Source organism: Streptomyces sp. NPDC003035 (assembly GCF_042888285.1).
In the GTDB taxonomy this organism is placed as follows: Bacteria; Actinomycetota; Actinomycetes; order Streptomycetales; family Streptomycetaceae; genus Streptomyces.
On the sequence record NZ_JBIAPJ010000002.1, the window covers coordinates 738,349 to 763,119 of the forward strand.

Sequence of the window (24,771 nt, forward strand, 5' to 3'; positions counted from 1 at the left end):
TGTGATCCATTCGTCGATCCGGCCGGAATGAATCGGCACGGTACGACCCCCAGCGTTCGCCTCGCGCCGCGTCTCACAGAAGAGGCAGCACCCTGACTACGACTTTCCGAGAGCTCGGAATCCTTCCCGAGACGGCCGAGGCGCTCGAAGCCGTCGGCATCATCACCGCCTTCCCCATCCAGGAGATGACCCTTCCGGTCGCGCTCTCCGGCTCCGACGTCATCGGCCAGGCCAAGACCGGCACCGGTAAGACGCTCGGCTTCGGCCTGCCGCTCCTGCAGCGCGTCACCGTCCCCGCGGACGTCGAGGCCGGCCGGGCGAAGCCCGAGCAGCTGACCGACGCGCCGCAGGCCCTGGTCGTCGTCCCGACCCGCGAGCTGTGCACCCAGGTCACCAACGACCTGCTGACCGCCGGCAAGGTCCGTAACGTCCGCGTGCTCGCCATCTACGGCGGCCGGGCGTACGAGCCCCAGGTCGAGGCGCTCAAGAAGGGCGTCGACGTCATCGTCGGCACCCCGGGCCGCCTGCTCGACCTGGCCGGCCAGCGCAAGCTCGACCTGTCCCACGTCAAGGCCCTGGTCCTCGACGAGGCCGACGAGATGCTCGACCTGGGCTTCCTGCCCGACGTCGAGAAGATCATCAACATGCTTCCGGCGAAGCGCCAGACCATGCTGTTCTCGGCGACCATGCCGGGCGCGGTCATCGGCCTGGCCCGCCGCTACATGTCGCAGCCGACGCACATCAGCGCCACGTCCCCGGACGACGCGGGCGCGACGGTCGCGAACACCACGCAGCGCGTCTACCGCGCGCACTCCATGGACAAGCCCGAGCTCGTCTCGCGCATCCTCCAGGCCAACGGTCGCGGTCTCGCGATGATCTTCTGCCGTACGAAGCGCACGGCGGCCGACATCGCCGAGCAGCTGGAGCGGCGCGGCTTCGCGTCCGGCGCGGTCCACGGCGACCTCGGCCAGGGCGCCCGCGAGCAGGCGCTGCGCGCCTTCCGCAACGGCAAGGTGGACGTGCTCGTCTGCACCGACGTCGCCGCCCGCGGTATCGACGTCGAGGGCGTCACGCACGTCATCAACTACCAGACGCCCGAGGACGAGAAGACCTTCCTCCACCGCGTGGGCCGCACCGGCCGCGCCGGGGCGAAGGGTACGGCGGTCACGCTGGTCGACTGGGACGACATCCCGCGCTGGCAGCTGATCAACAAGGCGCTGGGCCTGGACTTCCACGACCCGCTCGAGACGTACTCCACGTCCGCGCACCTCTTCGAGGAGCTGGACATCCCGGCGGGCACCAAGGGCGTCCTGCCGCGCGCCGAGCGGACCCGTGCGGGTCTGGGCGCGGAGGAGCTCGAGGACCTCGGCGAGCCCGGCGGCCGAAACGGCCGTGGCGGCCGCAAGCCGGCCGCCCCCGCGGTCGAGGAGCGCCCGGACCGTACGCGCGCCCCGCGCCAGCGTCGCCGTACGCGTGGTGGTTCCGCTCCGGAGGAGACGGCCGCCGTCGCGACCCCGGTCGCGGAGGACGCCTCCGCCGAGCCGCGCACCCCGCGTCGTCGTCGCCGTACCCGTACGGGTGGCGCGTCGGGCACCGCGGTCGTGGAGGCCGCTGTCGCCCCGGTCGTCGAGGCCCCTGTCGCCCCGGTGAAGGAGGCCCCCGCGGCCCCCGCCGCTCCGGTGGCGCCTACGGCTCCGGTGGCTCGCGTCGCTTCCGTGGTCGCGCAGGGCTCGCCGGTGGACGAGGCCCCCAAGGCCCCGCGCCGCCGCCGTGCCCGTGTGCTCAAGCCCGCGGCCGAGTCGGTCGGCTTCCAGACCCCCGAGACCGCTGCCGCCGCCCTCGCGGCGGTGGAGCAGGTCGCGCCGGTCGCCGAGGTGGTCGTGGAGACGGTCACCGAGACGGTCGAGGAGCCCAAGAAGGCCCCCCGCCGCCGGACGGCCAAGAAGGCCGCCGCCACGGTCGTCGAGACGGCCCCTGCGGCCGCCGAGATCGCCGAGATCGTCGAGGAAGCCCCCAAGGCCCCGCGTCGCCGCACGACCAAGAAGGCCGCCGCCGAGGCTCCGGCCGTCGAGGCCCCGGCCGTGGAGGTCGCCGCGGTCGTCGAGGAGGCCCCCAAGGCTCCCCGTCGCCGTACGACAAAGAAGGCCGTCGCCGCCGAGGCCCCCGACGCCTCCGAGCCGAAGGCGGCCCCCCGCCGCCGTACGGTGAAGAAGGCGGCCGCCGCTCCGGCGGAGGCCACCGAGACGGCCGAGGCCCCCAAGGCCCCGCGTCGCCGCACGACGAAGAAGGCCGCGGCCGCCCAGCCCGAGAGCTGACGCGTCGTCGCACCGCCCTCAGCGGCCCGGTCCCTTCCCAGGGGCCGGGCCGCTGTGCGCTGCCTGGCCCCGTCGTACCACCGACGGACCCCTTCCGATCAGCGGTTACAGTCCCTCTATGAGCAAGCCCCGGTTCCTGGCACCGCCGCCGCGCACGCGTGCCTACCGGCTGATGACGGCGCGGGGCGCCTTCGCCGTCCTGGACACCGCACCGGAGGGCGAGGCCCTCGGTACGGCGCTGCTGCTGCCCGGATACACCGGCAGCAAGGAGGACTTCCTCGCACTGCTCGGGCCGCTGAGCGACGCCGGCTACCGCGCCGTCGCGGTCGACGGGCGGGGTCAGCACGAGAGCCCGGGACCACGCCACCGCTCCGCCTACAGCCGACGGGCGCTGGCCCTCGACGTCATCGCCCAGGCGGCGGCGCTCGAGGACGGGCCCGTCCATCTGCTGGGGCACTCGTTCGGCGGGGTGGTGGCCCGTGGGGCGGCTCTGCTGGCCCCGGACGCGTTCCGCTCGCTGACGCTCCTGTCGTCAGGGCCCGGCCCGGTCGCCCGCCCGCAGCGCATCCGGGTCCGGGTGCTGCGCGGCGCGCTCGCGGTGCTGCCCAAGGAGCGGGTGTGGCGGGCCACGCGCTGGCTGGACAGCCGCGGCGAGGAGCCGGGGATCACGGACCCCCCGGAGATCGTGCTGTTCCTGCGGCGTCGCTGGATGAGCACGCAGATCGTCCAACTCTCCGTGGCCGGGCGGCTGTTGCGGCGCGGCCGGGACGGAGCGGCCGAACTGGCCCAGCTCACCGTGCCCCTGCACATCGCGTACGGGGACGAGGAGATGGTCTGGCCTCCGACGGGCCTGGCGGAGGCGGCACTGCGGACCGGGGCCCATCACACGGTGGTCGTGGGCGCGGGCCACTCCCCCAACGTGTCCCATCCGGAGGAGCTGGCCGACCGGCTGACCGCGTTCTGGGAACGTTGCCCGTAGGTCGCGCCGACCCGCCTGGCCCCCGGAGACTCGCTAGTACTGGGCCTGGAGGTGCTGCCAGAACCCGTCCCGCAGCGCCCTGCGGAGCGCCGCGTGTCCGCGCAGGGAGCGGCTGAGCAGCTTCTCCGCCTCGATGAGCAGGTCCTGGTCGACCGGTCCCGGCAGGTACGGATGCCCCGGCAGCAGCTCGGCCATGGCCTCGCGGCCGCGCTCGCCGGTCCAGGTGGCGGCGATCTGGGCGCCGATGAAGCGGACCTCGTCGCGCGAGGGCGGGGGCTCGCCCTCGTTCTCGTACGTCGTGACGGGGCGCCGGGTGACGTACGGGCGACAGAAGTCGAGGTCGAAGGTGCGCTGGCTGTCGACCTCCCAGAGCAGTGGCTCGGCCTGGTTGCGTCCCTCGGCGGCCTCGATGCCCCACAGATGGACGCGGGCCCCGTACCCCTGCGCGGCCTCCACGGCCGAGACGAGGTCCTCGTCGCCGCCGACGAGGGCGGCGTCGCTGATGGCGCGGTGCCGGGCGAGCGACTCCAGGTCGGAGCGGATGAGGGAGTCGACGCCCTTCTGCTGGTTGTTGGCGTTGAGGTTGCCGAGGCGGACCTTGACGTCGGGCAGTTCGGCGATCGACTGCTGCTCGGGGGTGTGGATCCGGCGCCGGGCGCCGTCGTACCAGTAGACGCGCAGCAGCCGGCTGTCCGCGAAGATCGTCCGGGCCTTGTCGATGAAGGCCTCGATGATTCCCTCGGCGTCGAGGTCGAAGGAGCGTCGGTCCTCGGTGCCCGCGACCAGCAACCCGGCCGCAGCATAGACGTAACCTGCGTCGACGAAGATGGCGTGGGTAGAAGGAGTCTTGGCCACCTCGGCCAGCATCCGCTGCAGGAGCTCATTGGTGCGCTCCAGGCGGGTGCCGAGGTCACGGACCGGGTCGCGGAACGGGCCGCCGGGCGTCGTCTGGGGTGTCTCTGCGTCGTTCATACGGGGCTCATTCTCCGCCGCTCCGGCCCTGCTCGCCAATGTCCCCTACCGCATAGTAGTTAGGCATCCAAAAAATTTCCTTAGCGTAGGGAATGTTTGCAGGATGCATGCCGTTGGACCACTACGTAACGCAGTTCTCCACCAGGAGGATCAACTCAGACGAAGGGAGAAGCCCATGCGCTTCGAAATCCTGCGACTCGACGACATCGATGGCACGCCCGTCGACCGAACCGTCGTGGACGCCGCCTCCGTCAACCGGATCGTGCAGCAGGCCGCCTCGATCGGCCAGCGCATCTGGATCCGCCCGGCCGAGACCACGGCCTCATAACAAGGCAACCGCTCAGACGCACCGCGCCCCCGCATGGACTCCGTGTACCGGAATCCGTACGGGGGCGCAGTGGTGTGCGTGCGGTGGTGGCGGCGGGGCTAGGCGCCCTGGATCACCTGGGTCACGCCGTTGATGATCTGCTGCACGGCGATGGCCGACAGCATCATGCCGGCGAGCCGGGTCACGAGCACGACGCCGCCGTCCTTGATGACGCGGATGATCAGCAGCGAGTAGCGCATGGTCAGCCAGAGCACGATGTGCATGGCGACGATGGCGGCCCAGACCGAGATCTGGGCGGCGGCGCCATCGGCGTGCTGCACGGCGAGAATCACGGACACGATCGCACCGGGCCCGGCGAGCAGCGGCATGCCGAGGGGGACGAGAGCGACGTTGACGTCCTTGGTCTGCTTGGGCTCGTCGGTCTTGCCGGTGAGCAGGTCGAGCGCGATGAGCAGCAGGAGCAGACCGCCCGCGATCATCAGGGCGGGAACGGACACGTGGAGATAGGCGAGGATCTGCTGCCCGAGGATGCCGAAGACGGTGATGACCCCGAAGGCCACGACGACGGCCTGCCAGGCCATCCGCCGCTGGACCTTGGTGGCCCGGCCGGAGGTGAGGGCGAGGAAGATCGGGGTGATCCCGGGGGGATCCATGATCACAAAGAGGGTCAGAAAGAGCGAGCCAAAGACGGCGACGTCGAACACGGTGTGCCTTGCGATGAGGGGTGTACGAGGGGTGGGGGGCGCCCTTATGGGGGCGCGGGGGTGAAACGAACGGTGGGGGACCCTGACGGGGACCGGGCGGGGCGGGCGAATCAGGCCTATCAGGCGGGACCGCTCCGGCCGGAGGACTCACGCCGCCGTCCCGCCGCAGGCTTCCGCCGGAGACTGGGCCCGCCGACCTCCTGCGAGAGCTACCGCCGGAAACCCGCCGCAAAGCCGGCCGGCTTCCGCCGGAACGACCCGCACCGACATCCAGCCGATCTCCCGCCGCGGGTCCGGCCGGCTTCCGCCGGAACGACCCGCACCGACATCCAGCCGAGCGTCTCCGCCAGGAGACCGGATCCCGCCGCAGGCGACAGCCTGCGTCAGGAACCAGACGGGCCCGTCCGAGCCCGACCGGCCTCCGCCGGGAAGACCCCGCCGGCATCCAGCCGAGCGTCTCCGCCAGGAGACCGGATCGGAATCCCGCAGACGACAGCTCCGTCAGGAACCGGCCGGCCCGACCGGCTTCCGCCGGGAGATCCCCGTCGGCCGCCAGCCGAGCTTGCACCGACAGCTACCGCCGGAAACCCGCCGTGGGTCCGACCGGCTTCCGCCGGGAGAACCCGCGCCGACCAGCCGAGCTACCGCCGCAGGCCCGACCGGCTTCCGCCGGGAAGGTCCCCGCCGGCAGCCAGCCAAGCTCCCGCCGACAGCTACCGCCGGAAACCCGCCGCGGACCCGACCGGCTTCCGCCGGAAGACCCCCGCCGGCAGCCAGCCGAGCTCCCGCCGCAGGCCCGACCGGCTTCCGTCAGGAAGTGGCCGGCTCGACGTCCCCGCAGGGGCGCGGCCCGGGCCCCGTCGGGGTCATGAGCGGTGGACGGCCGTGGGGTCCCATCAGGGGCCGGTGGGTCCGCCCGTGCCCGGGACCGGGAAGGCGCCTGTGGCACGGCGGATGATCTCGCCGTAGATCTCGGGGTCGGTGGTGAAGTCTCCGAGGCGGCATGTCTTGCGGCTGCCGTGGTAGTCGCTGGAGCCCGTGGCGAGCAGCCCCAGCTCCTTCGCCAGCCCACGCAGCCGCGCCCGCGTCGGCTCGTCGTGGTCCATGTGGTCGACCTCGATGCCGTCGAGGCCCGCCTCCGCGAGCCGGGCTATCGAGGACTCCGGCACGACCTCGCCGCGCTTGACGGCGAGCGGATGCGCGAAGACCGTCACGCCGCCGGCCGCCTTGACGAGCCGGATCGCGTCGAAGGGGTCGAGCTCGTGCTTGTCCACGTACGCCCGTCCGCCGTCCGCCAGCCACTCCGGCGTGAACGCCCCGGACACGTCCGGTACGACCCCCAGCTCGACCAGCGCCTCCGCGACGTGCGGGCGGCCCACCGAACCGTCGCCCGCGATCCGGGCGACCTGCTCCCAGGCGACCGGCACGCCGAGCTCCTGGAGCTTGCCGACCATCGCCCGGGCGCGCGGCACCCGGTCGTCCCTGACCAGCTCGCGCTCGGCGGCCAGTTCGGGCTCCTCGGGGTCGAAGAGGTACGCGAGCATGTGCAGGCCGACGCCGTCGATGCGGCAGGACAGCTCGGCTCCGGTGACGAGGGTCAGCCCCTCGGGAAGCGCGGCGATCGCCTCGGCGTACCCACGGGTCGTGTCGTGGTCGGTGAGGGCGACGACGTCGAGTCCGGCGGCCGCCGCGTTGCGGACCAGCTCGGCCGGGGTGTCCGTACCGTCCGACGCCGTGGAGTGGGTGTGCAGATCGATGCGCACGACGCGGTACTCCAGGGTTCGGGGCGGACGAAGGGGACGCTCCAGCATAACGGGGGAATCGAACACCCCACCCCCGAAAGCCCCCGCCCCCGTGGCCCCCTACCCCCGGACTACTTCAGCAGACGCGGCGTCAGCGCCCCGCACGGCAGGAGCTCGACCTCCGCACCCGCGTCCCGCAGGTCGGTCAGCACCAGCTCGTCGTACATCAGCAGTCCGGACTGCTCGGGCCACACGATCGCCCAGAGCCACAGCCCCCGCGCCTCCCCCGCGAAGACCGCGCGGTCCTGAGGCGCGCCGTTCACGTGCCACAGCGGCGTCGGCCGCCCGGCGGCCAGCACCTTGGCCTGGGCGGGCTTCTCGATCGCCATGTGCGGACCGGGGTCCGGCCCGTCCATCCCGGCGTACCGCGCACCGAGCCCGACGCCGAGCTCCTCGGCGACGAGCAGCAGCTCACCGATGCCCCCGAGCGGCCCGGGACCGGAGCAGGCGACGGCCGTCGCGCGTCCTCCGCTGCGGTCGTCACCGGCGTACGCGACCCCGGTGAAGAGCCATCCGACGGGTAGGGGCCACGGCATCCACACCGGTACCTGAGCCCGGTGCACCACGACACCGAGGGCCTCGACGCTGGGCGGGATCACGGGTTGCAGCGGGTGCACCGAGCCATGCACGTCGCACTGCCAGGAGTCGGCAAAAAGACCGGGCGCCCTGACCCGGCCACCGCACTTCGGGCAACTGGGTTCGCCCCTCATAGAGCCCAACGGTCCTACCCCTCCGCGTCCGCGTCAAGGACGATCACCCGTCCGGCCCGACCAGTTCACCCGCAGTTATGGATGCGGTCTGCACTCATAAGTCCCTCTCACGAGTTCCGTGCAGAATGCACCCATTGCGGCCGAGGGCTAGTCCAGCGGTACGGACCTGCGCAGCGGGTCCCGCAGATCCGTGCCGTTCGTGAGCCAGCGCTCCTCCAGGGCCTGTGCCCCGTGCACCCGCTTCCACGCCGCCTCGTTCGGGGTCATCGGCAGCAGCGGCAGGAACCTGACCGGATCCCTCGGCTCGTCGAGCTCCAGATCCTCCACCAGTCCGCCCGGCTCAGCGACCAGCACCGAGCTGAACGGGGCCCCGGGCCACAGGGGTTCGCCCACGTCGAGCGAGGCACCGGCGGCCACCACCACGCCCTCGACCTGGGGGGTCGAGGCGAGGACGGCGAGCGGGCGCAGCACCTTGTCGGTGTCGGCGAGCCCGGCCCGTACCGACAGCACCAGTTCGGCGCGCGGGCCCTTCACGGGGTCGGCGAGCGCGGACGTCGGGTCGGTCATCGGGTGCGCGGACATCCCGAGCGTGGCGTACCGCACGACATCGCCGTCGATGAAGCGGAGCACCTCGATCCGGTCCGTGCCGAGGAACGTCACCGCGGCCCGCGCGTCCGGTTCACCGAGCGCCGTACGCAGCCGGGCCTCGACCAGAGCAAGAACTTCTCCCATGACCTGAGCATAAAGCGCGCAGGAAACGGGCAATGGAAGGGATTGACCCTCAGTCGGCTGATAGTCTTGGCCGCTGGTCGGGACTCCCGACTACTCGTCATCCCCCAAGGGGGACCGGCTGGAGGAGGTGGGGCTGCGTGGATCGAAGTCGGTCGGGCAGTACCAACCGCTCTTCCGCCCCGCACCTTTAGCCCGGTGCGCTTCTCCCGGTGATCTGAGGCTCCGTACCCGGTCCGCTCGTCACCCGGCATCTCGCACGACGGAAGAGCACTTCGCCTTTGCCTGTCTGTAGCGAACGCCGTCACCGCGTTTCCGCGGTGCCGCCCGCTTTGTGGACGACGTAGCTCCCCGTCCCCATTCCGGGCTGTGCCACGCCTCGCCGGCGGCTTCTCCGTGAAGGAGCATGCCAAATGTCGATGATCCGTGACCTGCGTGCAGCGGTCCGCCCCTCCCTGCGCCCCTCCCTGCGCAAGGCCGGCCCCGCCCTCGCCTCGCCGTACGCCAACTACGACGCCACCCGTGACCCGTCCGCCTCCAGCGCCATCGTCGACTGTGCCGTCTACCGCGACGGCCGCCGCGTGGACGACCGCGCCTGTCTGACGCCGCGTGGCGCGATGCGTCAGGTGCGGGAGAGCGGCGGCTTCGCCTGGATCGGTCTGCACGAGCCGACCGAGGCCGAATTCTCCGGTATCGCCGCGGAGTTCGGGCTCCACCCGCTCGCCGTGGAGGACGCCGTCCACGCCCACCAGCGCCCCAAGCTGGAGCGGTACGACGACACCCTCTTCACCGTCTTCAAGACGATCCACTACGTCGAGCACGCCGAGCTCACCGCGACGAGCGAGGTCGTCGAGACCGGTGAGGTGATGTGCTTCACCGGCCCCGACTTCGTCATCACCGTCCGGCACGGTGGACAGGGCTCGCTGCGCAACCTCCGCCACCGCCTCCAGAGCGAGCCGGAGCTCCTGGCGAAAGGCCCTTCCGCCGTCCTCCACGCCATCGCCGACCACGTCGTCGACGGTTACATCGCGGTCGCCGACGCCGTCGAACTCGACATCGACCAGATCGAGATCGACGTCTTCTCCCCGCCGGCCAAGGGGTCCACGCGCGGCACGGACACCGGCCGGATCTACCAGCTCAAGCGTGAGGTACTGGAGTTCAAGCGGGCCGTCACCCCGCTGCTGCGCCCGATGCAGCTGCTGAGCGAGCGCCCCATGCGGCTGGTGGACCCGGACATCCAGAAGTACTTCCGCGATGTCGCCGACCACCTCGCGCGCGTGCAGGAGCAGGTCGTCGGTTTCGACGAGCTCCTCAACTCGATCCTCCAGGCGAACCTGGCCCAGGCGACCGTCACGCAGAACGAGGACATGCGCAAGATCACCTCGTGGGCGGCGATCATCGCCGTGCCGACGGCGGTCTGCGGGGTGTACGGCATGAACTTCGACCACATGCCCGAGCTGGAGTGGAAGTACGGCTACCCGATGGTGCTCGTCGGCATCACGGTGATCTGTTTCGCCATCCACCGCACCCTCAAGCGCAACGGCTGGCTCTAATAAGCTGCGGGGCATGACACGTACGCCGCCGCTCGACCTCGCCCTCGTCGAGGAGGCCACCAAGAAGTCCGGGCTCATCTGGGTCCGGGGCGACGCCCCCGTGGCCCGGGCGCTGTGGCACGTCTGGCACGAGGGCGCGGCGCACGTCGTGGGCGACGGCCCGGGCGAGCAGCCGCTGCCCGGCCTCGTCGCGGGCGCGGCCGCCGAGGTGACGGTCCGCAGCAAGGACAAGGGCGGCCGGATCGTCGCGTGGACGGCGACCGTGAGCGAACTGGCTCCGCGCTCGGAGGCGTGGGACGCGGCCGTCGCCGAGCTGAAGGGCAAGCGCCTGAACGCGACGGACGGCGAGGCGATGCCGGAGCGCTGGGCGCGCGAGTGCCGGGTGCTGCGGCTGGAGCCGGTGGGCTCCACGACCGATCTGCCGGACGGCTCCCTGGCGGCGGTCCCGCAGCCGTCGCAGGCCACGACACGACGCCCCGCACCGGCGGCGCTCCCCCGTCTGCTCCTGAAGCGCCGCAAGCGCTGACCCGGCGCCTGGGGGTGTCCTGCCCTCAGGCTCGCGGCAGCTGCTTGCCGTAGTCCAGGGTCTGGTCCTTCGACGGCTCCTCCAGCGGGAAGTCCTTGTCCCACTCGGACAGCACCACCACCCCCGCTCCGCCGCCGCGCGCGAACCGGAGCGGGAAGGGCGTCCCGTCCAGCGCGACGTCGAGCGTGCCGCCCTCGCCGTCCTCGCCGCCCTTGACCTTGACCGTGCGGATGCCGCCGATCTTGTCGCGGTCGCCCTTGACGACCTCGCCGTGCAGCCCGATGAGCCCGTCGAGGAGCAGATCCATGTCGGTGAAGCCGCGCAGCTGCTTGTACGAGGGGTCGTCCTGCGGCACCTTCACGTACTTGTCGTCGAGCTTGTCGGCGGCCTCACTGTCCGCGTCGTCCGACTCGCTCGGCGCGCCGGACCCGCCGCCGGACGCCGTGTCCTCGGACGCCTTGTCGTCGTGCGCCCAGAAGCCCGCGTCGGCCTTCAGATAGAGCGCCTCGCCGATCCGCAGCAGCTCGAAGGTGCTGTTCTTCGTCGTCACCGAACCGCTCGCGCCGTCCTGCTTGAGCCGCATGTTCAGCTTGTAGGTGCCGCCCTTGCTGACCAGCGTCCCGGCCAGCCGCACCGCCTTCGCCGTGTCGGCCGCGGACTGGGCCTTCTGCTCGATGGCGGTCGCCTCGAGCTTCCCGACCCCGTTCGTCCCCTCGTCCGGATCCGATGCGCAGGCGGTGGGACCCGCCGCGAGACCGGCGCAGAGCGCCACGGGCAGGACAGCCCGGCGGATGCGCGATGCAGTGGGGAGTGCGGTCACCTGCGCTGCCTCTCGAAACGTCGTCGGTGGGGGGGACGGCAGACCGCAGCGTACCCGGGCCGCGGAGCGTCCCCGCAGGCAGCCGTACGGGCGCTCTGCCGGAGCGCCGTGGAATGGCACGGGCTAGCCTGAATCCGGCATACCTCAGCAATGACCCGAATCGTGCGGCACCGAGGAGGCGCGTGGCATGGCGGCAGGCGCCCCCCGGATCTTCGTCTCGCATCTCGCCGGTGTCCCCGTGTTCGACCCCAACGGCGACCAGGTCGGCCGGGTCAGCGACCTCGTCGCCATGCTCCGGGTGGGCCGCCGCCCGCCGCGGCTGCTCGGCATGGTCGTGGAGGTCCTCAGCCGTCGCCGGGTCTTCGTCCCGATGACCCGGATCACGGGTGTCGAGTCCGGCCAGGTCATCACCACGGGCGTGGTGAACATGCGCCGCTTCGAGCAGCGCCCCACGGAACGGCTCGTCCTCGGCGAACTGCTCGACCGCCGGGTGCGGCTCGTGGAGACGGACGAGGAGGTCACCGTCCTCGACGTGGCCATCCAGCAGCTTCCGGCCCGCCGCGACTGGGAGATCGACAAGGTCTTCGTACGGCGCGGCAAGCCCGGCGCGCTGCGCCGCAAGGGCGAGGCGCTGACCGTCGAGTGGTCGGCCGTGACCGGGTTCTCGCTGGAGGAGGAGGGGCAGGGGGCGGAGAACCTGGTCGCCACCTTCGAGCGGCTGCGCCCCGCCGACCTGGCCAACGTGCTGCACCACCTCTCGCCCAAACGGCGGGCCGAGGTCGCCGCCGCCCTCGACGACGACCGGCTCGCCGACGTCCTGGAGGAGCTGCCGGACGACGACCAGATCGAGATCCTCGGCAAGCTGCAGGAGGAGCGGGCCGCCGACGTCCTGGAGGCGATGGACCCGGACGACGCGGCCGACCTGCTCTCCGAGCTGCCGGAGGAGGACAAGGAGCGGCTGCTCACCCTGATGCGCCCGGACGACGCGGCGGACGTACGCCGTCTGCTCGCGTACGAGGAGCGGACCGCGGGCGGCCTGATGACGACGGAGCCGATCGTGCTGCGGCCCGACGCCACGGTCGCGGACGCGCTGGCCCGCGTACGGCAGCAGGATCTTTCCCCCGCACTCGCGGCGCAGGTGTACGTGTGCCGGCCGCCCGACGAGACGCCGACGGGCAAGTACCTGGGCATGGTGCACTTCCAGCGGCTGCTGCGCGATCCGCCGTTCACGCTGGTCAGCTCGCTGGTGGACAGCGATCTGCCACCGCTCGCGCCGGACACTCCGCTGCCCGCCGTCACCAGCTATCTCGCCGCCTACAACATGGTCGCGGCGCCCGTGGTGGACGAGAGCGGGTCGCTGCTGGGCGCGGTCACCGTCGACGACGTGCTCGACCATCTGCTGCCGGAGGACTGGCGGGAGACGGAGTTCCACGAGGAGAGGGCCTCGAATGGCTGAGCGCACCCCGGACCGGGAGCGGGAGCGGTCCATGCCCCGGATCCGGCTCGACCTGCCGCGCGAGCGCCGGGCCCGGCTGCTGCCGGAGTACGACCCCGAGGCCTTCGGGCGCATGTCGGAGCGGATCGCCCGATTCCTGGGGACGGGGCGCTTCCTCGTCTGGATGACGCTGACGATCATCGTCTGGGTGCTGTGGAACGTCTTCGCGCCGTCGTCGCTGAAGTTCGACGAGTACCCGTTCATCTTCCTGACGCTCGCCCTGTCGCTCCAGGCCTCGTACGCGGCCCCGCTGATCCTCCTCGCCCAGAACCGGCAGGACGACCGGGACCGGGTCAACCTCGAACAGGACCGGAAGCAGAACGAGCGGTCGATCGCCGACACCGAGTACCTGACCCGGGAGATCGCGGCCCTGCGGATGGGTCTTGGCGAGGTGGCCACGCGCGACTGGATCCGCTCGGAGCTGGTGGACCTGACGAAGGAGCTGGAGGAGCGCCTGGACGGCCATCGGGGCCGCCGGGATCCATTCCCTTCCGGTGACGATCGCAGAAGTGACGTAACCGACCGCTGACGGGCTTTCCGAGGCCGGTGGTCGGCGCCGTACCATCGTCCGTATGGCTACGGAAGACGCGGTGCTTGAAGCACTGGCGACGGTGAACGACCCCGAGATCAACAAACCGATCACCGAACTCGGCATGGTCAAGTCGGTGGACATCGGATCCGACGGCAAGGTCGCCGTCACGGTCTACCTCACCGTCTCCGGCTGCCCGATGCGCGACACGATCACCCAGCGCGTGACCGACGCGGTCTCCCGGGTGGAGGGCGTCTCCGGCGTCGACGTGACGCTGGACGTGATGAGCGACGAGCAGCGCAAGGAGCTGGCGGCGGCGCTGCGCGGCACGACGGCCGAGCGGGAGGTCCCCTTCGCCAAGCCCGGCTCGCTGACCCGCGTGTACGCGGTCGCCTCCGGCAAGGGCGGCGTCGGCAAGTCCTCCGTGACCGTGAACCTCGCCGCGGCGATGGCCGCGGACGGGCTGAAGGTCGGTGTCGTCGACGCCGACATCTACGGGCACTCCGTGCCCCGGATGCTGGGAGCGGACGGCCGTCCGACCCAGGTCGAGAACATGATCATGCCGCCGTCCGCGAACGGCGTGAAGGTCATCTCCATCGGCATGTTCACCCCGGGCAACGCCCCGGTCGTGTGGCGCGGCCCGATGCTCCACCGCGCGCTCCAGCAGTTCCTCGCGGACGTGTACTGGGGCGACCTGGACGTGCTGCTGCTCGACCTGCCCCCAGGCACGGGCGACATCGCGATCTCCGTGGCGCAGCTGGTGCCGAACGCCGAGATCCTCGTCGTCACCACCCCGCAGCAGGCGGCGGCCGAGGTCGCCGAGCGGGCCGGCTCGATCGCCGTCCAGACCCACCAGAAGATCGTCGGTGTCGTCGAGAACATGGCGGGCCTGCCGTGTCCGCACTGCGACGAGATGGTCGACGTCTTCGGCTCGGGCGGCGGCCAGCGGGTCGCGGACGGTCTGACGCGGACCACGGGCGCGACGGTGCCGGTCCTCGGGTCCATCCCGATCGACGTCCGCCTGCGCGAGGGCGGCGACGAGGGCAAGCCGGTCGTCCTCACCGACCCCGACTCCCCGGCGGGCTCGGCGCTCCGCGCCATCGCCGGCAAGCTCGGCGGCCGCGCGCGCGGCCTCTCGGGCATGAGCCTGGGCATCACGCCGAGGAACAAGTTCTAGCCGCCACGTGGGTTGTGGGCAACTGTTCCGCTGGGGCGGAACGGGTGGGCACAACCCGGCCACCGGCCCGCACGGTCCGCGCAGCGTGAAGGGCGCCGCTCACGAGAGCGGCGCCCTTTCGCGCGCCTAGGAGGCGTACGCCTCCAGGTCCTCCACCGCGGAGAACGCCAACCCGTACGCGCTCATCCCCCTGCCGTACGCCCCGATGTGCACCTCACCCGCCGAACCGGCGAGCACCCACCCGAACTCCGACTCCCGGTAGTGGAACGGCATCGGCACCCCGTCCACCGGCAGCGACAGCGTCGACCACTCCGGGCCGTCCAGGTCGTCCGCCAGCTCGAACGCGGTCTCCGTCTGCTGGTCCAGCCAGTCGTCCCGCAGCGAGTGGTCCAGCTGCGCGGGCCAGGTGTACGCGAGCAGTCCCGAGCCGGCCAGCCAGGCGGCGGAGGCGACCGTGGTGGCCTCCAGAACACCCGTACCGTCACCCGTGCGGCGTACCGGACTCGCCGCGACCGTCACGACGACCGCGAAGCGCTCCTTCTCGGCTCCGCTCGCATCGGACTTTATGGACGGCTCGTCCCCGTGGCCCATCGAGCCGTACTGGACGGTCCCGTCCGCCGCCGTGCCCACCTGCATCAGCCAGCGCGGGCCGGTGAACGCCTCGTCAAGTCCGTACCAGGCGAAGGGTGCGCGCAGAAAGCCGTCGACCGTACGCCGGGCTCCTGGCACTCCCTCCACCCGACTCGTCGTCTCCATCTCGGCCGCCTCCTCGATCGTCGTGCCCGCGTCGGCGGACAACAGATGGAGGATAGCCACCGAGCCCCGTCAGGTCGTGTCAGCCCAGGTGGTCAGGTCGCGTCGGAGTCGTACGGCGGACGCTCGCCGGCGTCCGGCTTGTCCTGCTTCTTGAGAAGGTCGGGCGATCCGTTGACCGCCGCCGGCACCGACGGAGTCTCCGGCTCGCGGCCGTGCACCGCGTCCGCGACGTCGTTCATCTCCTTCTTCAGGTCGAAGCTGCTCCGCAGCTCCTTCAGCTCCCTGAAGTCCTCGTTGCCGTCGAGCTGCTTGCGCAGGAACGTCTTCGGGTTGAGGTCCTCGAACTCGAAGTCCTTGAACTCGGGGCCCAGCTCGGTGCGGATGTCGGCCTTCGCGCTCTCGGAGAAGTCGCGGACCTTGCGGACGAAGCGCGAGACGTCCTGGATGACCTTCGGCAGCTTCTCCGGGCCGAAAATGAGCACGGCGAGGACCACGAGCGTGACGAGCTCGAGTATGCCTAGGTCGTTGAACACCTTGCTGCTCCTTACACGGGGTCCGGGGCCCGCTCCACGGTACCCGCCGAAACAGCCGGGCGGGTACCTCGCGGTGTCCCCCACATGGCGCTCAGTCGGCCTGTGAGGAACCGAGCGTCAACGTCTTGGTCTGCTCCTTGCCCCCGCGCAGCAGCGTCAGCTCCAGCCGGTCGCCGGGACGGTGGGCGCGGATCTTGACGATCAGCTCCTCGCCGCTGTGGACCCGCTGCCCGTCGACCTTGGTGATGACGTCGCCGGGCCGGATGCCGGCCTTGGCGGCGGGGCCGCCGGGGGTGACGGAGGCGGAGCCGTCCTTGCCCTTCTCGCCGACGCGGGCGCCGTCGCCGTTGAACTGCATGTCGAGGCTCACACCGATGACGGGGTGGGTGGCCTTGCCGGTGTTGATGAGCTCCTCGGCGACCCGCTTGCCTTGGTTGATCGGGATGGCGAAGCCGAGGCCGATGGACCCGGACTGGGCGCCTCCCTCGCTGCCCGAACCGTCACCGGCGGCGCGGATCGCGCTGTTGATGCCGATGACCCGGGCCTTGGAATCAACCAGCGGACCACCCGAATTGCCCGGGTTTATCGGGGCGTCGGTCTGCAGCGCGTCGACATAGCTGACGTCACTGCCGTCGCCCTTCTCGCCGCCCGCCGTGATGGGCCGCTCCTTGGCGCTGATGATGCCGGAGGTCACGGTGTTCTGAAGGTCGAAGGGGGCGCCGATGGCGACGACCGGGTCGCCGACCCGGACGTTGTCGGAGTTGCCGAGCGGCAGGGGCTTCAGACCCGAGACACCGGTGACCTTGACGACGGCGAGGTCGTATCCGCTGTCCTTGCCGACCAGCTTGGCGCTCGCGGTCTCGCCGCTGCTGAAGGTCACCGAGATGTCGCCGGAGGAGGCGGCCGCGTCGACCACGTGGTTGTTGGTGAGGATGTGGCCCTGGGTGTCCAGGACGAAGCCGGTCCCGGTACCCGCGGCCCCGCCCCCGCTGACGTGCAGGGTGACGACGCTGGGCAGGGCGCTGGCCGCGATCCCGGCCACGCTGTCGGGCGCGCGGTCGGAGCCCTCGGGGCCGGCCTGGGGCAGCTCGACGGTGGTGATGCCGCCGTGGCGCTCGACGTAGGCGCCGACCGCGCCGCCGAGGACGCCGGTGATGAGGGCGAAGACCAGCGCGCCCGTGAACGCGAGCCCGCGCCGGGAACGACGGGGCTTGCCGAGCGGCTGCGTGCCGACGGTCAGCGGGGCGAGGGGGGCACCGGGGGCGCCCCAGGGGTCGTACTGCACCCACTGGGCGGGCTGCGGGGCCGGCGAGGCCGGCTGGGGCGCCTGCGGGGGTACGGCGACGCCGTGGGCCGGAGTCCCGACCGGCCGCTGCACGGGCGGGGCGGGGGCCCACGGCCCGGGACCGCCGTAGGGCGGGGTCCGGTACTCGTCAGGCTCGTGCAGCGGCTGGAGCTGCGGCTGCTCCGGCGGTGCGTGCATGGTCTCCACCTGCTGCGCCTGCTGCGGCACGGCCGCGACCGGACCGACCACCGGAGCCTCCGGGATTGCCCGGGTCTCCAGGGGCGCCTGGGTTCCCAGGTTCCCCGCGGCTCCCGGGCTCTCCGGGGCTCCCGGGGCTTCCGGGGTTGTCGAGGTTCCCTGGGCTTCCCAGGCCTCGGGGGTTCCCGGGCCTCCGGGGTCCCCGGGGCTCGCGGGGTCTCCGGCGCTTCCCGGCGTCTCCTGGACTTCCGGGGTTCCCAGGGCTTCCCATGCCTCCGGGGCTCCCGGGGCTCCCGGGCTCTCCGGGGCTCCCGGAACTTCCGGGGTTGTCTGGGTCTCCGGGGCTCCCGGAGCCTCGGCGGCCGCGGGGCCGGCGGGCCGCTCGGGCGCCGCGGGGGGCTCCGGTGCCGCGGGGGGTTCCGGTGTCGTGGGGGCGGCGAGGGTGAAGTCTCCCTCGTCCGCGGCCGACGGCTGCGGTATCCGCGCCTGGCTTCGCTCGGGGAGACCCCCAGCCGGCGGCGTACTCGTAGGCCGGCTCCACCACTTCGGCTTCTGGCCGGTGGGCTTCCCGTCGTTCATGCTCTCCCCGCAACAGCTGACCTGTCCGCGCCCGCCTGCGTCGGGCGCTCGTGCCCTGGATTCAACCAGGTCCGGGGTCAGCGTTGGGAGGTGAGCGGGATCGTCGACGAACTCGTGGCCGTGAAGGTCGTCGGCGCCGGGGTGACGCCCGGGCGGCCCAGCGTGCCCGCCCCGGACGCGAACGCCAGGTGCAGGGCCGGTCCCGTGGGCCGTATGAACGGCGAGAGCGCGAGCAGCGACGGCGGAGCCGGGTGCTGCGAGCGGCCCGCCACCGCGCGTGCCGGCTCACCGGGCACCAGCGGCCCGGGGGCCACGGTCCCGGGCGTCGCCACGCCCGCGCCGAACGGGCTCGTCGAGGCGTCGGTGACCGACCGCTCCCCCGAGCGCCCGCCCCGGCCCGTGGGCGTGCCCGCGTTCGTCCCCGCGGCCGTGCCCGAGTTCGTGCCGGTGCCGCCGGAGGCCGCGGCCCGCAGCGGGGTCACGCTGTTGCCGGTGCCCTCGCCGCGCGCACCGACGTTCAACGAGGACTCCAGCGGCAGGGCGCCGCCGAGCGCGATGGCGGCGAAGGAGACCGCGCTGGCCGCCGCGATCCCGAAGCGCCGTCCGCGCCAGGGCGAACGGTCGTGATCGGGACGGCCGCCGACCTCGTGGATACGGAAGCCGGAGTGCGGGCCGGAGTGCGGGGAGACGACGGCGGCCGTCGCGAAGCCGTCCGACTTCACGCCACCGACGCCTCCGGGCCCGCCCAGGCGGAAAAGCTCGTCGAGGGGTCCCCCCCGACGATCGTCACCCCCGGGATCACCGGGCCCTCCGGGCAGCCCCTGGAGTCGGGCGAGGAGGCCTTCCGAGGGCGGAGGGGGCGCGGTGGAGGCGAAGACGCTCTTCAGCCTGCGCTGGGCGTCGGCCTCCGCCTTGCATTTGGCGCAGGTCGCGAGGTGCGCGAGAACCCGCTCGCGGGCGTCGTGGCCGAGTTCCCCGTCGACCAGCGCGGCGAGCCGGTCCCCGAGATGCTGCTCCGCGGGGGTCGGGCCGGCAGGACGTGTGTTCACGCCGTACCGCCCTCCCAGCCGACGGCGACCAGCGCGCGCTCCGCCCGGGCCTCGGGGGAACGGTGCTTCAGCGCCTTGCGCAGGTGCGAGCGCCCGCGGTGGATCCGGCTGCGGACCGTGCCGAGCTTCACGCCGAGCGTGGCGGCGATCTCCTCGTACGACAGTCCTTCGATGTCACAGAGGACGACCGCGGCCCGGAACTCGGGCGCGAGGGTGTCGAGGGCCTGCTGGACGTCGGCGTCGAAGTGCGTGTCGTTGAACGCCTGCTGCGGCGAGGGCTCCCGGCTGGGCAGCCGCTCGGCCGCGTCGTCGGCGAGCGCGTCGAAACGGATCCGCTGCTTGCGGCGGACCATGTCGAGGAAGAGGTTGGTGGTGATGCGGTGGAGCCAGCCCTCGAAGGTGCCCGGCGTGTATGTCGACAGCGAGCGGAAGACGCGGACGAAGACCTCCTGCGTCAGGTCCTCGGCGTCGTGCTGGTTGCCGGTCAGCCGGTAGGCGAGGCGATAGACCCGGCCACTGTGCGTGCTGACGATCTCCTCCCAGGTGGGCGGAGTCCACGCCTGCGATTCCGCATCCGATGCGAAGGTCGCGGTGGTGGGAGCGGAGTCGGCGGTGTGGATTCGGTCAGCGGTGTCGGTCACGGATTTCGGCTCACCCGCCGACCTGAGAAGGCGCCGAAGCGCTCCTCTCCGATCCACAGGCGCAGCCGCACCTCCCCTGTCGGCTCTGGTGGTGTCCAGTGGAGCCCCTACCATAGCCACCTCGCCCGTTAGCTCCGGATAAGAATCTTTACGCGAATTTGGGGCCGGGGCACCGGCACCGCGCGTCGCGTCCTGCTCTCTCTGAACGCGCGGTCCCATCTGCGGGTTCCCGCGTGCAGCGGATACAGTCACCGTTGCGCCAACTACGGGGACAGGAGAGGGCCATTACCGCCAACCGGCAGACGAGCTGGGCGTTCGCCGACGCCTTTGTCGCCGAGGACGAAGCGCTGCGCTGGGCCCGTGACCGGGCCCGGGAGGCAGGGCTGCCCTCGGTGTCTCCGGGCACCGGCGCCGCCCTGCGCCTGCTGGCCGCCACGGCGGACGCGAAAGCGGTGGCCGAAATCGGTACCGGCACGGGCGTGTCCGGGATCTACCTGCTGTACGGGATGCGCCCGGACGGGGTCCTGACGACGGTGGACCTGGAGCCCGAGCGCCAGCAGTTCGCGAAGACGGCTTTCCGCGCGGCGGGCTTCGCCGGGAACCGGGCGCGCTTCATCCCCGGTCGCGCCCTGGACGTCCTGCCGCGGCTCGCGGACGGCGGGTACGACCTCGTGTTCTGCGACGGCGACCGGCTGGAGTCCCTGGACTACCTCGCTGAATCGTTGCGCCTGCTGCGACCGGGGGGTCTGGTCTGCTTCGAGGGCGTCTTCTCGGACGGCCGCACGGTCGACGGGGCGGCCCAGCCGGCGGAGGTGCTGCGGGTGCGCGAGCTGCTGCGGACCGTCCGTGAGAGCCAGGAGCTGCTGCCGACGCTCCTGCCGGTGGGCGACGGCCTGCTGTGCGCGGTGCGGCGCGGCTGAGGCCTGCGCGCCCGCCCTCGCGAGCCCCTGAGCCCGGGAGCCCCCGGCGGGCCCGATCGGGCATGGAAAGCCCCGTACGCCCCGTACAGACCCCCGTACACACCCCTGCCCCGGCGCGGTGAGTACCGTGCCGGGGCAGGAGTGGACAATCCTGGCTTGTCGCGTCAGCCGACTACCTGCTTCAGGGCGTCGCCGAGGGCTTCGGCCTCGTCCGGGGTCAGCTCGACGACAAGCCGACCGCCGCCTTCGAGCGGAACGCGCATGACGATGCCCCGCCCCTCCTTGGTCACCTCGAGCGGGCCGTCGCCCGTCCGCGGCTTCATGGCCGCCATGCTTGTTCCCCTTCCTGAAACCAGCTCTTCGTCAGCCGACGGCCCCTGATCGGGAGCACACGTCACCGGCATCGAACACATTGCTTCCAGGTCATTATCCCGCATCACAGGACCCGATGACCAACATCGGGTTGCATCGCTTCCGCAACGCGCTTCCGCAAAACGGCCCATTTCGGCGATCGGCCTGCGATACTGCGCCGCCTCTTCGCCGTCACATCGCCGCCCGTCTTTGACGCAGCTCACATGTGCGGGGTGGGTGATCTCCGCCATGCTGGGCCAGTCAGAGACGCAAAGACGCGAAGGGAAGCCGCGATGGCCGACACCGTGCTGTACGAAGTGAGCGACGGACTCGCCACGATCACGCTCAACCGGCCCGAGGCCATGAACGCGATGAACGTCGAGGCGAAGGTCGCCCTGCGGGACGCGGTGGAGGCGGCCGGGGCGGACACCGCCGTACGGGCGGTGCTGCTGACGGCGGCGGGCGACCGGGCGTTCTGTGTGGGCCAGGACCTCAAGGAACACGTGGGTCTGCTGATGTCCGACCAGGAGTCCGGGACGCGGCACACGATGAACACCGTCCGGGACCACTACAACCCGATCGTCAAGGCGCTGACCGGCATGAAGAAGCCGGTGGTGGCGGGCGTGAACGGGGTCGCCGCGGGGGCGGGCTTCGGCTTCGCCCTGGCGGCGGACTACCGGGTCGTCGCCGACACCGCCGCGTTCAACACGTCGTTCGCCGGTGTCGCGCTCACCGCCGACTCCGGCGTGTCCTGGACCCTGCCCCGGCTGATCGGCGCGAGCCGCGCGTCCGACCTGCTGCTCTTCCCGCGCTCGATCAGCGCCCAGGAGGCGTACGAACTCGGCATCGTGAACAAGCTGGTCCCGGCCGCCGACCTGGCGCAGGAGGCCCTGAAGGTCGCCCGCACCCTGGCCGAGGGCCCGACGGTGGCCTACGCGGCGCTGAAGGGGTCGCTGGCGTACGGGGCGGACCACTCGCTCGCGGAGGCGCTGGAGAAGGAGGACGAGCTCCAGACGGCGGCGGGTGCCTCCGAGGACCACACGATCGCGGTCCGGGCGTTCCTGGCCAAGGAGAAGCCGCGGTACGTCGGCCGGTGACACCGGAGGTGGCCCGGGTCGCCGTCAGCGGCCGCCCCGGGCCACGCACCCCTGCACATGGTCGTCGACCAGGCCGCAGGCCTGCATCAGGGCGTACGCCGTCGTCGGGCCGATGAACCGCAGGCCGCGCTTCTTCAGGGCCTTGGACAGGGCTGTCGACTCGTCCGTGACGGCCGGGACGTCGGCGAGGGTCAGCGGGGCCGGGCGGGTCGCCGGATCCGGGGCGTACGACCAGATCAGGGCGTCGAGCTCGCCGGGAGACCACACCGCCAGCGTCTTGGCGTTCGCCAGGGTCGCGTCGATCTTCGCCCGGTTGCGGATGATGCCCTCGTCCATGAGGAGCCGCTCGCGGTCCGCCTCGCCGAACTCCGCCACCGATGCGATCTTGAAGTCGGCGAAGGCCCGCCGGAAGCCCTCGCGCCGGCGCAGGATCGTGATCCACGAGAGACCCGACTGGAACGCCTCCAGGCACAGCCGCTCGAAGAGCGCGTCGTCGCCGTGGACCGGGCGGCCCCACTCCTCGTCGTGGTACGCGACGTAGTCCGCGGTCGACAGGCCCCAGGGGCAGCGCAGTCCGCCGTCCGGCCCGGGGATCGCCCCGCCGCTCACCGGTCCTCGTCCTTCCGGAGCGACGGGCCCGGCCCGTCGTTCCCGCCGGCCAGCACCGCCTGCAGCTCCGCGATCCGCGCGTCCCGCTCGGCGAGCTCCGCGGCCAGTCGCGCCAGGACGTCGTCCACGTCCGCCATGCGGTAGCCCCGCGCCGTCACCGGCAGCCGGAGCGCCTCGATGTCGGCGCGGTCGACCGGCCGGGTCGCCGGCAGGGGGTCCACCAGCTGCTCCGGTGCCACCTCGGGCAGCACCTCGCTGTCGCCTCCGCCGACCACCGCGAGGGTGACCGCCGCCACGACCACGACCATCGCGATCAGCAAGAACCAGAACACCAGCGCGCCTCTCCCCGGAGTGGAAACCGTCCGGTGCCGATCGTGCCATGCGCCACCGACAGTTAGGGTCGCAGGCGAACGGACGCGAGGGAGGACAAAAGGGATGCTGCGCTTGGGACGCCGTGAATTCGGGCCGCACGAGCCGGTGATCATGGCGATCGTCAACCGGACCCCCGATTCCTTCTACGACCGGGGCGCCACCTTCCGCGACGAGCCGGCCCTCGCCCGCGTCGAGCAGGCGGTCGCCGAGGGCGCCGCGATCATCGACATCGGCGGGGTGAAGGCGGGCCCCGGCGAGGAGGTCACGGCACAGGAGGAGGCGCGGCGCACGGTCGGTTTCGTCGCGGAGGTACGGCGTCGGCACCCGGACGTCGTCATCAGCGTCGACACCTGGCGCGCCGACGTCGGCGAGGCGGTCTGCGAGGCCGGCGCCGACCTCCTCAACGACGCCTGGGGCGGCGTGGACCCGCGGCTCGCGGAGGTCGCGGCCCGGTTCGGCGCCGGCCTGGTCTGCACCCACGCGGGCGGCGCGGAGCCGCGGACCCGGCCGCACCGGATCGCGTACGAGGACGTGATGGCCGACATCCTGCGGGTGACCGTGGGTCTGGCCGAGCGGGCGGTCGCGCTGGGTGTGCGGCGGGACGGAATCATGATCGATCCGGGGCACGACTTCGGGAAGAACACCCGGCACAGCCTGGAGGCGACCCGGCGGCTCGGCGAGATGACGGAGACGGGGTGGCCGGTGCTGGTCTCCCTGTCGAACAAGGACTTCGTGGGTGAGACCCTCGACCGCCCGGTCAAGGAGCGGGTCCTGGGGACGCTGGCGACGACGGCGGTTTCCGCGTGGCTGGGCGCCCAGGTCTACCGCGTGCACGAGGTGGCGGAGACCAAGCAGGTGCTGGACATGGTGGCGACGATCGCGGGGCACCGTGAGCCCGCCGTCGCCCGGCGCGGGCTCGCCTGAGGCGGGCCCCCAGGGCCAGGTCCCCGGAGGGACCCGGCCCCGGGGACTGGTCCCCCGAGGGTTACCGTCCCGTCTCCTTCGACACCAGTCCGACCGCCTCGTCCACGTCGTCCGTCACGTGGAACAGCAGCAGGTCCCGCTCCGAGGCCTTGCCGCCCGCCACGACCGAGTCGCGCAGCCAGTCGACCAGGCCGCCCCAGTACTCCGTACCGAAGAGCACGATCGGGAAGCGGGTCACCTTGCGCGTCTGGACCAGCGTGAGCGCCTCGAAGAGCTCGTCCAGGGTGCCGAGGCCGCCCGGGAGGACCACGAAGCCCTGCGCGTACTTCACGAACATCGTCTTGCGGACGAAGAAGTAGCGGAAGTTCACGCCGATGTCGACGTGCGGGTTGAGCCCCTGCTCGAAGGGGAGCTCGATACCCAGGCCCACCGAGATGCCCTTGGCCTCCCGCGCGCCCTTGTTCGCCGCCTCCATGGCGCCCGGTCCGCCGCCCGTGATCACCGCGAAGCCGGCCTCGACCAGCGCGCGGCCCAGCCGCACCCCGGCCTCGTACTCGGGCGAGTCGGGCTTCGTGCGGGCCGAGCCGAAGACGCTGATCGCGTTCGGCAGTTCGGCGAGCGCGCCGAAGCCCTCGACGAACTCGGACTGGATGCGCATGACCCGCCAGGGGTCGGTGTGCACCCACTCCGAGTCGCCCTCGGTGTCCAGCAGGCGCTGATCCGTGGTTCCCGGCTGGATCTGGTCCCTGCGCCTGAGCACCGGTCCCAGCCTCTGCTCCTCGGGCTTCGACGCTCCCTCGGGGATACCCATGCCCTGC

26 protein-coding genes are annotated in these 24,771 nt (G+C 72.0%); 11 read left to right on the forward strand and 15 right to left on the reverse strand.

Going from position 1 to position 24,771, the window contains the following annotated elements; translation table 11 throughout:
* Nucleotides 1-185: 185 nt before the first annotated feature.
* Nucleotides 186-2,315, forward strand: a complete 2,130-nt coding sequence (locus ACFYV5_RS09495; RefSeq protein WP_389166268.1) for a DEAD/DEAH box helicase — start codon at nt 186-188, stop codon at nt 2,313-2,315.
* Between the two features lie 118 nt (nt 2,316-2,433).
* On the forward strand, nt 2,434-3,294 hold the full coding sequence (locus ACFYV5_RS09500; protein ID WP_355105879.1) for an alpha/beta hydrolase: 861 nt from the start codon (nt 2,434-2,436) through the stop codon (nt 3,292-3,294).
* Between the two features lie 33 nt (nt 3,295-3,327).
* Here the strand turns inward: ACFYV5_RS09500 and ACFYV5_RS09505 are convergent, their stop codons facing one another.
* Nucleotides 3,328-4,266, reverse strand: a complete 939-nt coding sequence (locus tag ACFYV5_RS09505; RefSeq protein ID WP_355105877.1) for an NYN domain-containing protein — start codon at nt 4,264-4,266, stop codon at nt 3,328-3,330.
* Between the two features lie 175 nt (nt 4,267-4,441).
* Here ACFYV5_RS09505 and ACFYV5_RS09510 point away from each other — a divergent pair, with 175 nt between their 5' ends.
* On the forward strand, nt 4,442-4,594 hold the full coding sequence (locus tag ACFYV5_RS09510; protein ID WP_128980654.1) for a hypothetical protein: 153 nt from the start codon (nt 4,442-4,444) through the stop codon (nt 4,592-4,594).
* Between the two features lie 98 nt (nt 4,595-4,692).
* Here the strand turns inward: ACFYV5_RS09510 and ACFYV5_RS09515 are convergent, their stop codons facing one another.
* The 4 genes from ACFYV5_RS09515 to ACFYV5_RS09530 form a co-directional block, all read right to left on the reverse strand.
* The gene (locus ACFYV5_RS09515; RefSeq protein WP_355105875.1) at nt 4,693-5,298 is read right to left on the reverse strand and encodes a MarC family protein; all 606 of its coding nucleotides are present in this window, start codon (nt 5,296-5,298) and stop codon (nt 4,693-4,695) included.
* A gap of 896 nt (nt 5,299-6,194) precedes the next feature.
* On the reverse strand, nt 6,195-7,061 hold the full coding sequence (locus ACFYV5_RS09520; RefSeq protein ID WP_389166273.1) for a PHP domain-containing protein: 867 nt from the start codon (nt 7,059-7,061) through the stop codon (nt 6,195-6,197).
* A gap of 110 nt (nt 7,062-7,171) precedes the next feature.
* Entirely contained in the window at nt 7,172-7,810 is a 639-nt protein-coding gene (locus ACFYV5_RS09525) for a DUF6758 family protein (RefSeq protein ID WP_355105871.1), read from the reverse strand.
* Nucleotides 7,811-7,957: 147 nt separating this feature from the next.
* Nucleotides 7,958-8,542 carry a suppressor of fused domain protein gene (locus ACFYV5_RS09530; protein WP_355105869.1) on the reverse strand — a complete coding sequence of 195 codons (585 nt, stop codon included), beginning with the start codon at nt 8,540-8,542 and terminating at the stop codon, nt 7,958-7,960.
* 410 nt (nt 8,543-8,952) lie between these two features.
* Here ACFYV5_RS09530 and ACFYV5_RS09535 point away from each other — a divergent pair, with 410 nt between their 5' ends.
* Nucleotides 8,953-10,092: a magnesium and cobalt transport protein CorA gene (locus ACFYV5_RS09535; protein ID WP_389166277.1), complete on the forward strand. Its 1,140-nt coding sequence runs from the start codon at nt 8,953-8,955 to the stop codon at nt 10,090-10,092.
* A 13-nt stretch (nt 10,093-10,105) separates the two neighbouring features.
* Nucleotides 10,106-10,618 (forward strand): hypothetical protein, encoded by a 513-nt coding sequence (locus ACFYV5_RS09540; protein WP_389166280.1) that lies wholly within the window; start codon nt 10,106-10,108, stop codon nt 10,616-10,618.
* Nucleotides 10,619-10,643: 25 nt separating this feature from the next.
* Here the strand turns inward: ACFYV5_RS09540 and ACFYV5_RS09545 are convergent, their stop codons facing one another.
* Nucleotides 10,644-11,438: a hypothetical protein gene (locus ACFYV5_RS09545; RefSeq protein WP_389166282.1), complete on the reverse strand. Its 795-nt coding sequence runs from the start codon at nt 11,436-11,438 to the stop codon at nt 10,644-10,646.
* 187 nt (nt 11,439-11,625) lie between these two features.
* On the opposite strand from ACFYV5_RS09545, the gene ACFYV5_RS09550 reads away from it, so the two are divergent.
* From ACFYV5_RS09550 to ACFYV5_RS09560, 3 genes are read left to right on the forward strand one after another with little or no spacing between them, the layout of a single operon-like run.
* Nucleotides 11,626-12,894 (forward strand): magnesium transporter MgtE N-terminal domain-containing protein, encoded by a 1,269-nt coding sequence (locus ACFYV5_RS09550; protein WP_355105861.1) that lies wholly within the window; start codon nt 11,626-11,628, stop codon nt 12,892-12,894.
* Nucleotides 12,887-13,462 (forward strand): DUF1003 domain-containing protein, encoded by a 576-nt coding sequence (locus ACFYV5_RS09555; protein WP_355105859.1) that lies wholly within the window; start codon nt 12,887-12,889, stop codon nt 13,460-13,462. The genes ACFYV5_RS09550 and ACFYV5_RS09555 overlap by 8 nt, the downstream gene beginning before the upstream one ends.
* Nucleotides 13,463-13,505: 43 nt before the next feature.
* Entirely contained in the window at nt 13,506-14,639 is a 1,134-nt protein-coding gene (locus ACFYV5_RS09560; RefSeq protein WP_389166286.1) for an Mrp/NBP35 family ATP-binding protein, read from the forward strand.
* Between the two features lie 126 nt (nt 14,640-14,765).
* Here the strand turns inward: ACFYV5_RS09560 and ACFYV5_RS09565 are convergent, their stop codons facing one another.
* The 5 genes from ACFYV5_RS09565 to sigE all read right to left on the reverse strand — a co-directional run bounded on the left by ACFYV5_RS09565 (nt 14,766) and on the right by sigE (nt 19,794).
* On the reverse strand, nt 14,766-15,395 hold the full coding sequence (locus ACFYV5_RS09565) for a hypothetical protein (protein WP_355105989.1): 630 nt from the start codon (nt 15,393-15,395) through the stop codon (nt 14,766-14,768).
* Between the two features lie 92 nt (nt 15,396-15,487).
* Nucleotides 15,488-15,928, reverse strand: coding sequence for a sec-independent translocase (locus ACFYV5_RS09570; protein WP_355105856.1), 441 nt, complete (start codon nt 15,926-15,928; stop codon nt 15,488-15,490).
* A gap of 91 nt (nt 15,929-16,019) precedes the next feature.
* Nucleotides 16,020-17,990: a trypsin-like peptidase domain-containing protein gene (locus ACFYV5_RS09575; protein ID WP_389166289.1), complete on the reverse strand. Its 1,971-nt coding sequence runs from the start codon at nt 17,988-17,990 to the stop codon at nt 16,020-16,022.
* A 77-nt stretch (nt 17,991-18,067) separates the two neighbouring features.
* Complete coding sequence (locus ACFYV5_RS09580) at nt 18,068-19,039, reverse strand: anti-sigma factor family protein (protein ID WP_389166292.1); 972 nt, start codon at nt 19,037-19,039, stop codon at nt 18,068-18,070.
* A complete protein-coding gene (sigE, locus tag ACFYV5_RS09585) occupies nt 19,036-19,794 on the reverse strand; it encodes an RNA polymerase sigma factor SigE (RefSeq protein ID WP_389166295.1) in 759 nt (252 codons plus the stop codon). Before sigE ends, ACFYV5_RS09580 begins: the two co-directional genes overlap by 4 nt.
* A gap of 140 nt (nt 19,795-19,934) precedes the next feature.
* Between sigE and ACFYV5_RS09590 the strand changes: the two genes are divergently transcribed.
* Entirely contained in the window at nt 19,935-20,600 is a 666-nt protein-coding gene (locus ACFYV5_RS09590) for an O-methyltransferase (RefSeq protein ID WP_355105987.1), read from the forward strand.
* Nucleotides 20,601-20,764: 164 nt separating this feature from the next.
* Here the strand turns inward: ACFYV5_RS09590 and ACFYV5_RS09595 are convergent, their stop codons facing one another.
* The gene (locus tag ACFYV5_RS09595) at nt 20,765-20,932 is read right to left on the reverse strand and encodes a DUF3117 domain-containing protein (protein ID WP_006346801.1); all 168 of its coding nucleotides are present in this window, start codon (nt 20,930-20,932) and stop codon (nt 20,765-20,767) included.
* A 312-nt stretch (nt 20,933-21,244) separates the two neighbouring features.
* On the opposite strand from ACFYV5_RS09595, the gene ACFYV5_RS09600 reads away from it, so the two are divergent.
* Complete coding sequence (locus tag ACFYV5_RS09600; RefSeq protein WP_389166299.1) at nt 21,245-22,048, forward strand: enoyl-CoA hydratase/isomerase family protein; 804 nt, start codon at nt 21,245-21,247, stop codon at nt 22,046-22,048.
* A gap of 24 nt (nt 22,049-22,072) precedes the next feature.
* Here the strand turns inward: ACFYV5_RS09600 and ACFYV5_RS09605 are convergent, their stop codons facing one another.
* Nucleotides 22,073-22,657: a DNA-3-methyladenine glycosylase I gene (locus tag ACFYV5_RS09605; RefSeq protein WP_355105846.1), complete on the reverse strand. Its 585-nt coding sequence runs from the start codon at nt 22,655-22,657 to the stop codon at nt 22,073-22,075.
* On the reverse strand, nt 22,654-22,989 hold the full coding sequence (locus ACFYV5_RS09610) for a DivIVA domain-containing protein (RefSeq protein WP_355105844.1): 336 nt from the start codon (nt 22,987-22,989) through the stop codon (nt 22,654-22,656). Before ACFYV5_RS09610 ends, ACFYV5_RS09605 begins: the two co-directional genes overlap by 4 nt.
* 103 nt (nt 22,990-23,092) lie before the next feature.
* On the opposite strand from ACFYV5_RS09610, the gene folP reads away from it, so the two are divergent.
* Nucleotides 23,093-23,953 (forward strand): dihydropteroate synthase, encoded by an 861-nt coding sequence (gene folP / locus ACFYV5_RS09615; RefSeq protein ID WP_355105842.1) that lies wholly within the window; start codon nt 23,093-23,095, stop codon nt 23,951-23,953.
* Nucleotides 23,954-24,014: 61 nt separating this feature from the next.
* On the opposite strand, the gene ACFYV5_RS09620 is transcribed toward folP, so the two are convergent.
* Complete coding sequence (locus ACFYV5_RS09620; RefSeq protein ID WP_355105840.1) at nt 24,015-24,764, reverse strand: TIGR00730 family Rossman fold protein; 750 nt, start codon at nt 24,762-24,764, stop codon at nt 24,015-24,017.
* Nucleotides 24,765-24,771 lie beyond the last annotated feature (7 nt).

Excerpts from the sequence above, each read along its gene's own strand:
- ACFYV5_RS09540 (WP_389166280.1), top strand. The coding sequence starts at position 10,106 with ATGACACGTACGCCGCCGCTCGACCTCGCCCTCGTCGAGGAGGCCACC.
- ACFYV5_RS09535 (WP_389166277.1), top strand. The coding sequence starts at position 8,953 with ATGTCGATGATCCGTGACCTGCGTGCAGCGGTCCGCCCCTCCCTGCGC.
- ACFYV5_RS09505 (WP_355105877.1), bottom strand. The coding sequence starts at position 4,266 with ATGAACGACGCAGAGACACCCCAGACGACGCCCGGCGGCCCGTTCCGC.
- ACFYV5_RS09565 (WP_355105989.1), bottom strand. The coding sequence starts at position 15,395 with ATGGAGACGACGAGTCGGGTGGAGGGAGTGCCAGGAGCCCGGCGTACG.
- sigE (WP_389166295.1), bottom strand. The coding sequence starts at position 19,794 with ATGGTAGGGGCTCCACTGGACACCACCAGAGCCGACAGGGGAGGTGCG.
- folP (WP_355105842.1), top strand. The coding sequence starts at position 23,093 with ATGCTGCGCTTGGGACGCCGTGAATTCGGGCCGCACGAGCCGGTGATC.
- ACFYV5_RS09560 (WP_389166286.1), top strand. The coding sequence starts at position 13,506 with ATGGCTACGGAAGACGCGGTGCTTGAAGCACTGGCGACGGTGAACGAC.
- ACFYV5_RS09550 (WP_355105861.1), top strand. The coding sequence starts at position 11,626 with ATGGCGGCAGGCGCCCCCCGGATCTTCGTCTCGCATCTCGCCGGTGTC.
- ACFYV5_RS09510 (WP_128980654.1), top strand. The coding sequence starts at position 4,442 with ATGCGCTTCGAAATCCTGCGACTCGACGACATCGATGGCACGCCCGTC.
- ACFYV5_RS09575 (WP_389166289.1), bottom strand. The coding sequence starts at position 17,990 with ATGAACGACGGGAAGCCCACCGGCCAGAAGCCGAAGTGGTGGAGCCGG.
- ACFYV5_RS09595 (WP_006346801.1), bottom strand. The coding sequence starts at position 20,932 with ATGGCGGCCATGAAGCCGCGGACGGGCGACGGCCCGCTCGAGGTGACC.
- ACFYV5_RS09555 (WP_355105859.1), top strand. The coding sequence starts at position 12,887 with ATGGCTGAGCGCACCCCGGACCGGGAGCGGGAGCGGTCCATGCCCCGG.
- ACFYV5_RS09620 (WP_355105840.1), bottom strand. The coding sequence starts at position 24,764 with ATGGGTATCCCCGAGGGAGCGTCGAAGCCCGAGGAGCAGAGGCTGGGA.
- ACFYV5_RS09525 (WP_355105871.1), bottom strand. The coding sequence starts at position 7,810 with ATGAGGGGCGAACCCAGTTGCCCGAAGTGCGGTGGCCGGGTCAGGGCG.
- ACFYV5_RS09530 (WP_355105869.1), bottom strand. The coding sequence starts at position 8,542 with ATGGGAGAAGTTCTTGCTCTGGTCGAGGCCCGGCTGCGTACGGCGCTC.
- ACFYV5_RS09495 (WP_389166268.1), top strand. The coding sequence starts at position 186 with ATGACCCTTCCGGTCGCGCTCTCCGGCTCCGACGTCATCGGCCAGGCC.
- ACFYV5_RS09600 (WP_389166299.1), top strand. The coding sequence starts at position 21,245 with ATGGCCGACACCGTGCTGTACGAAGTGAGCGACGGACTCGCCACGATC.
- ACFYV5_RS09500 (WP_355105879.1), top strand. The coding sequence starts at position 2,434 with ATGAGCAAGCCCCGGTTCCTGGCACCGCCGCCGCGCACGCGTGCCTAC.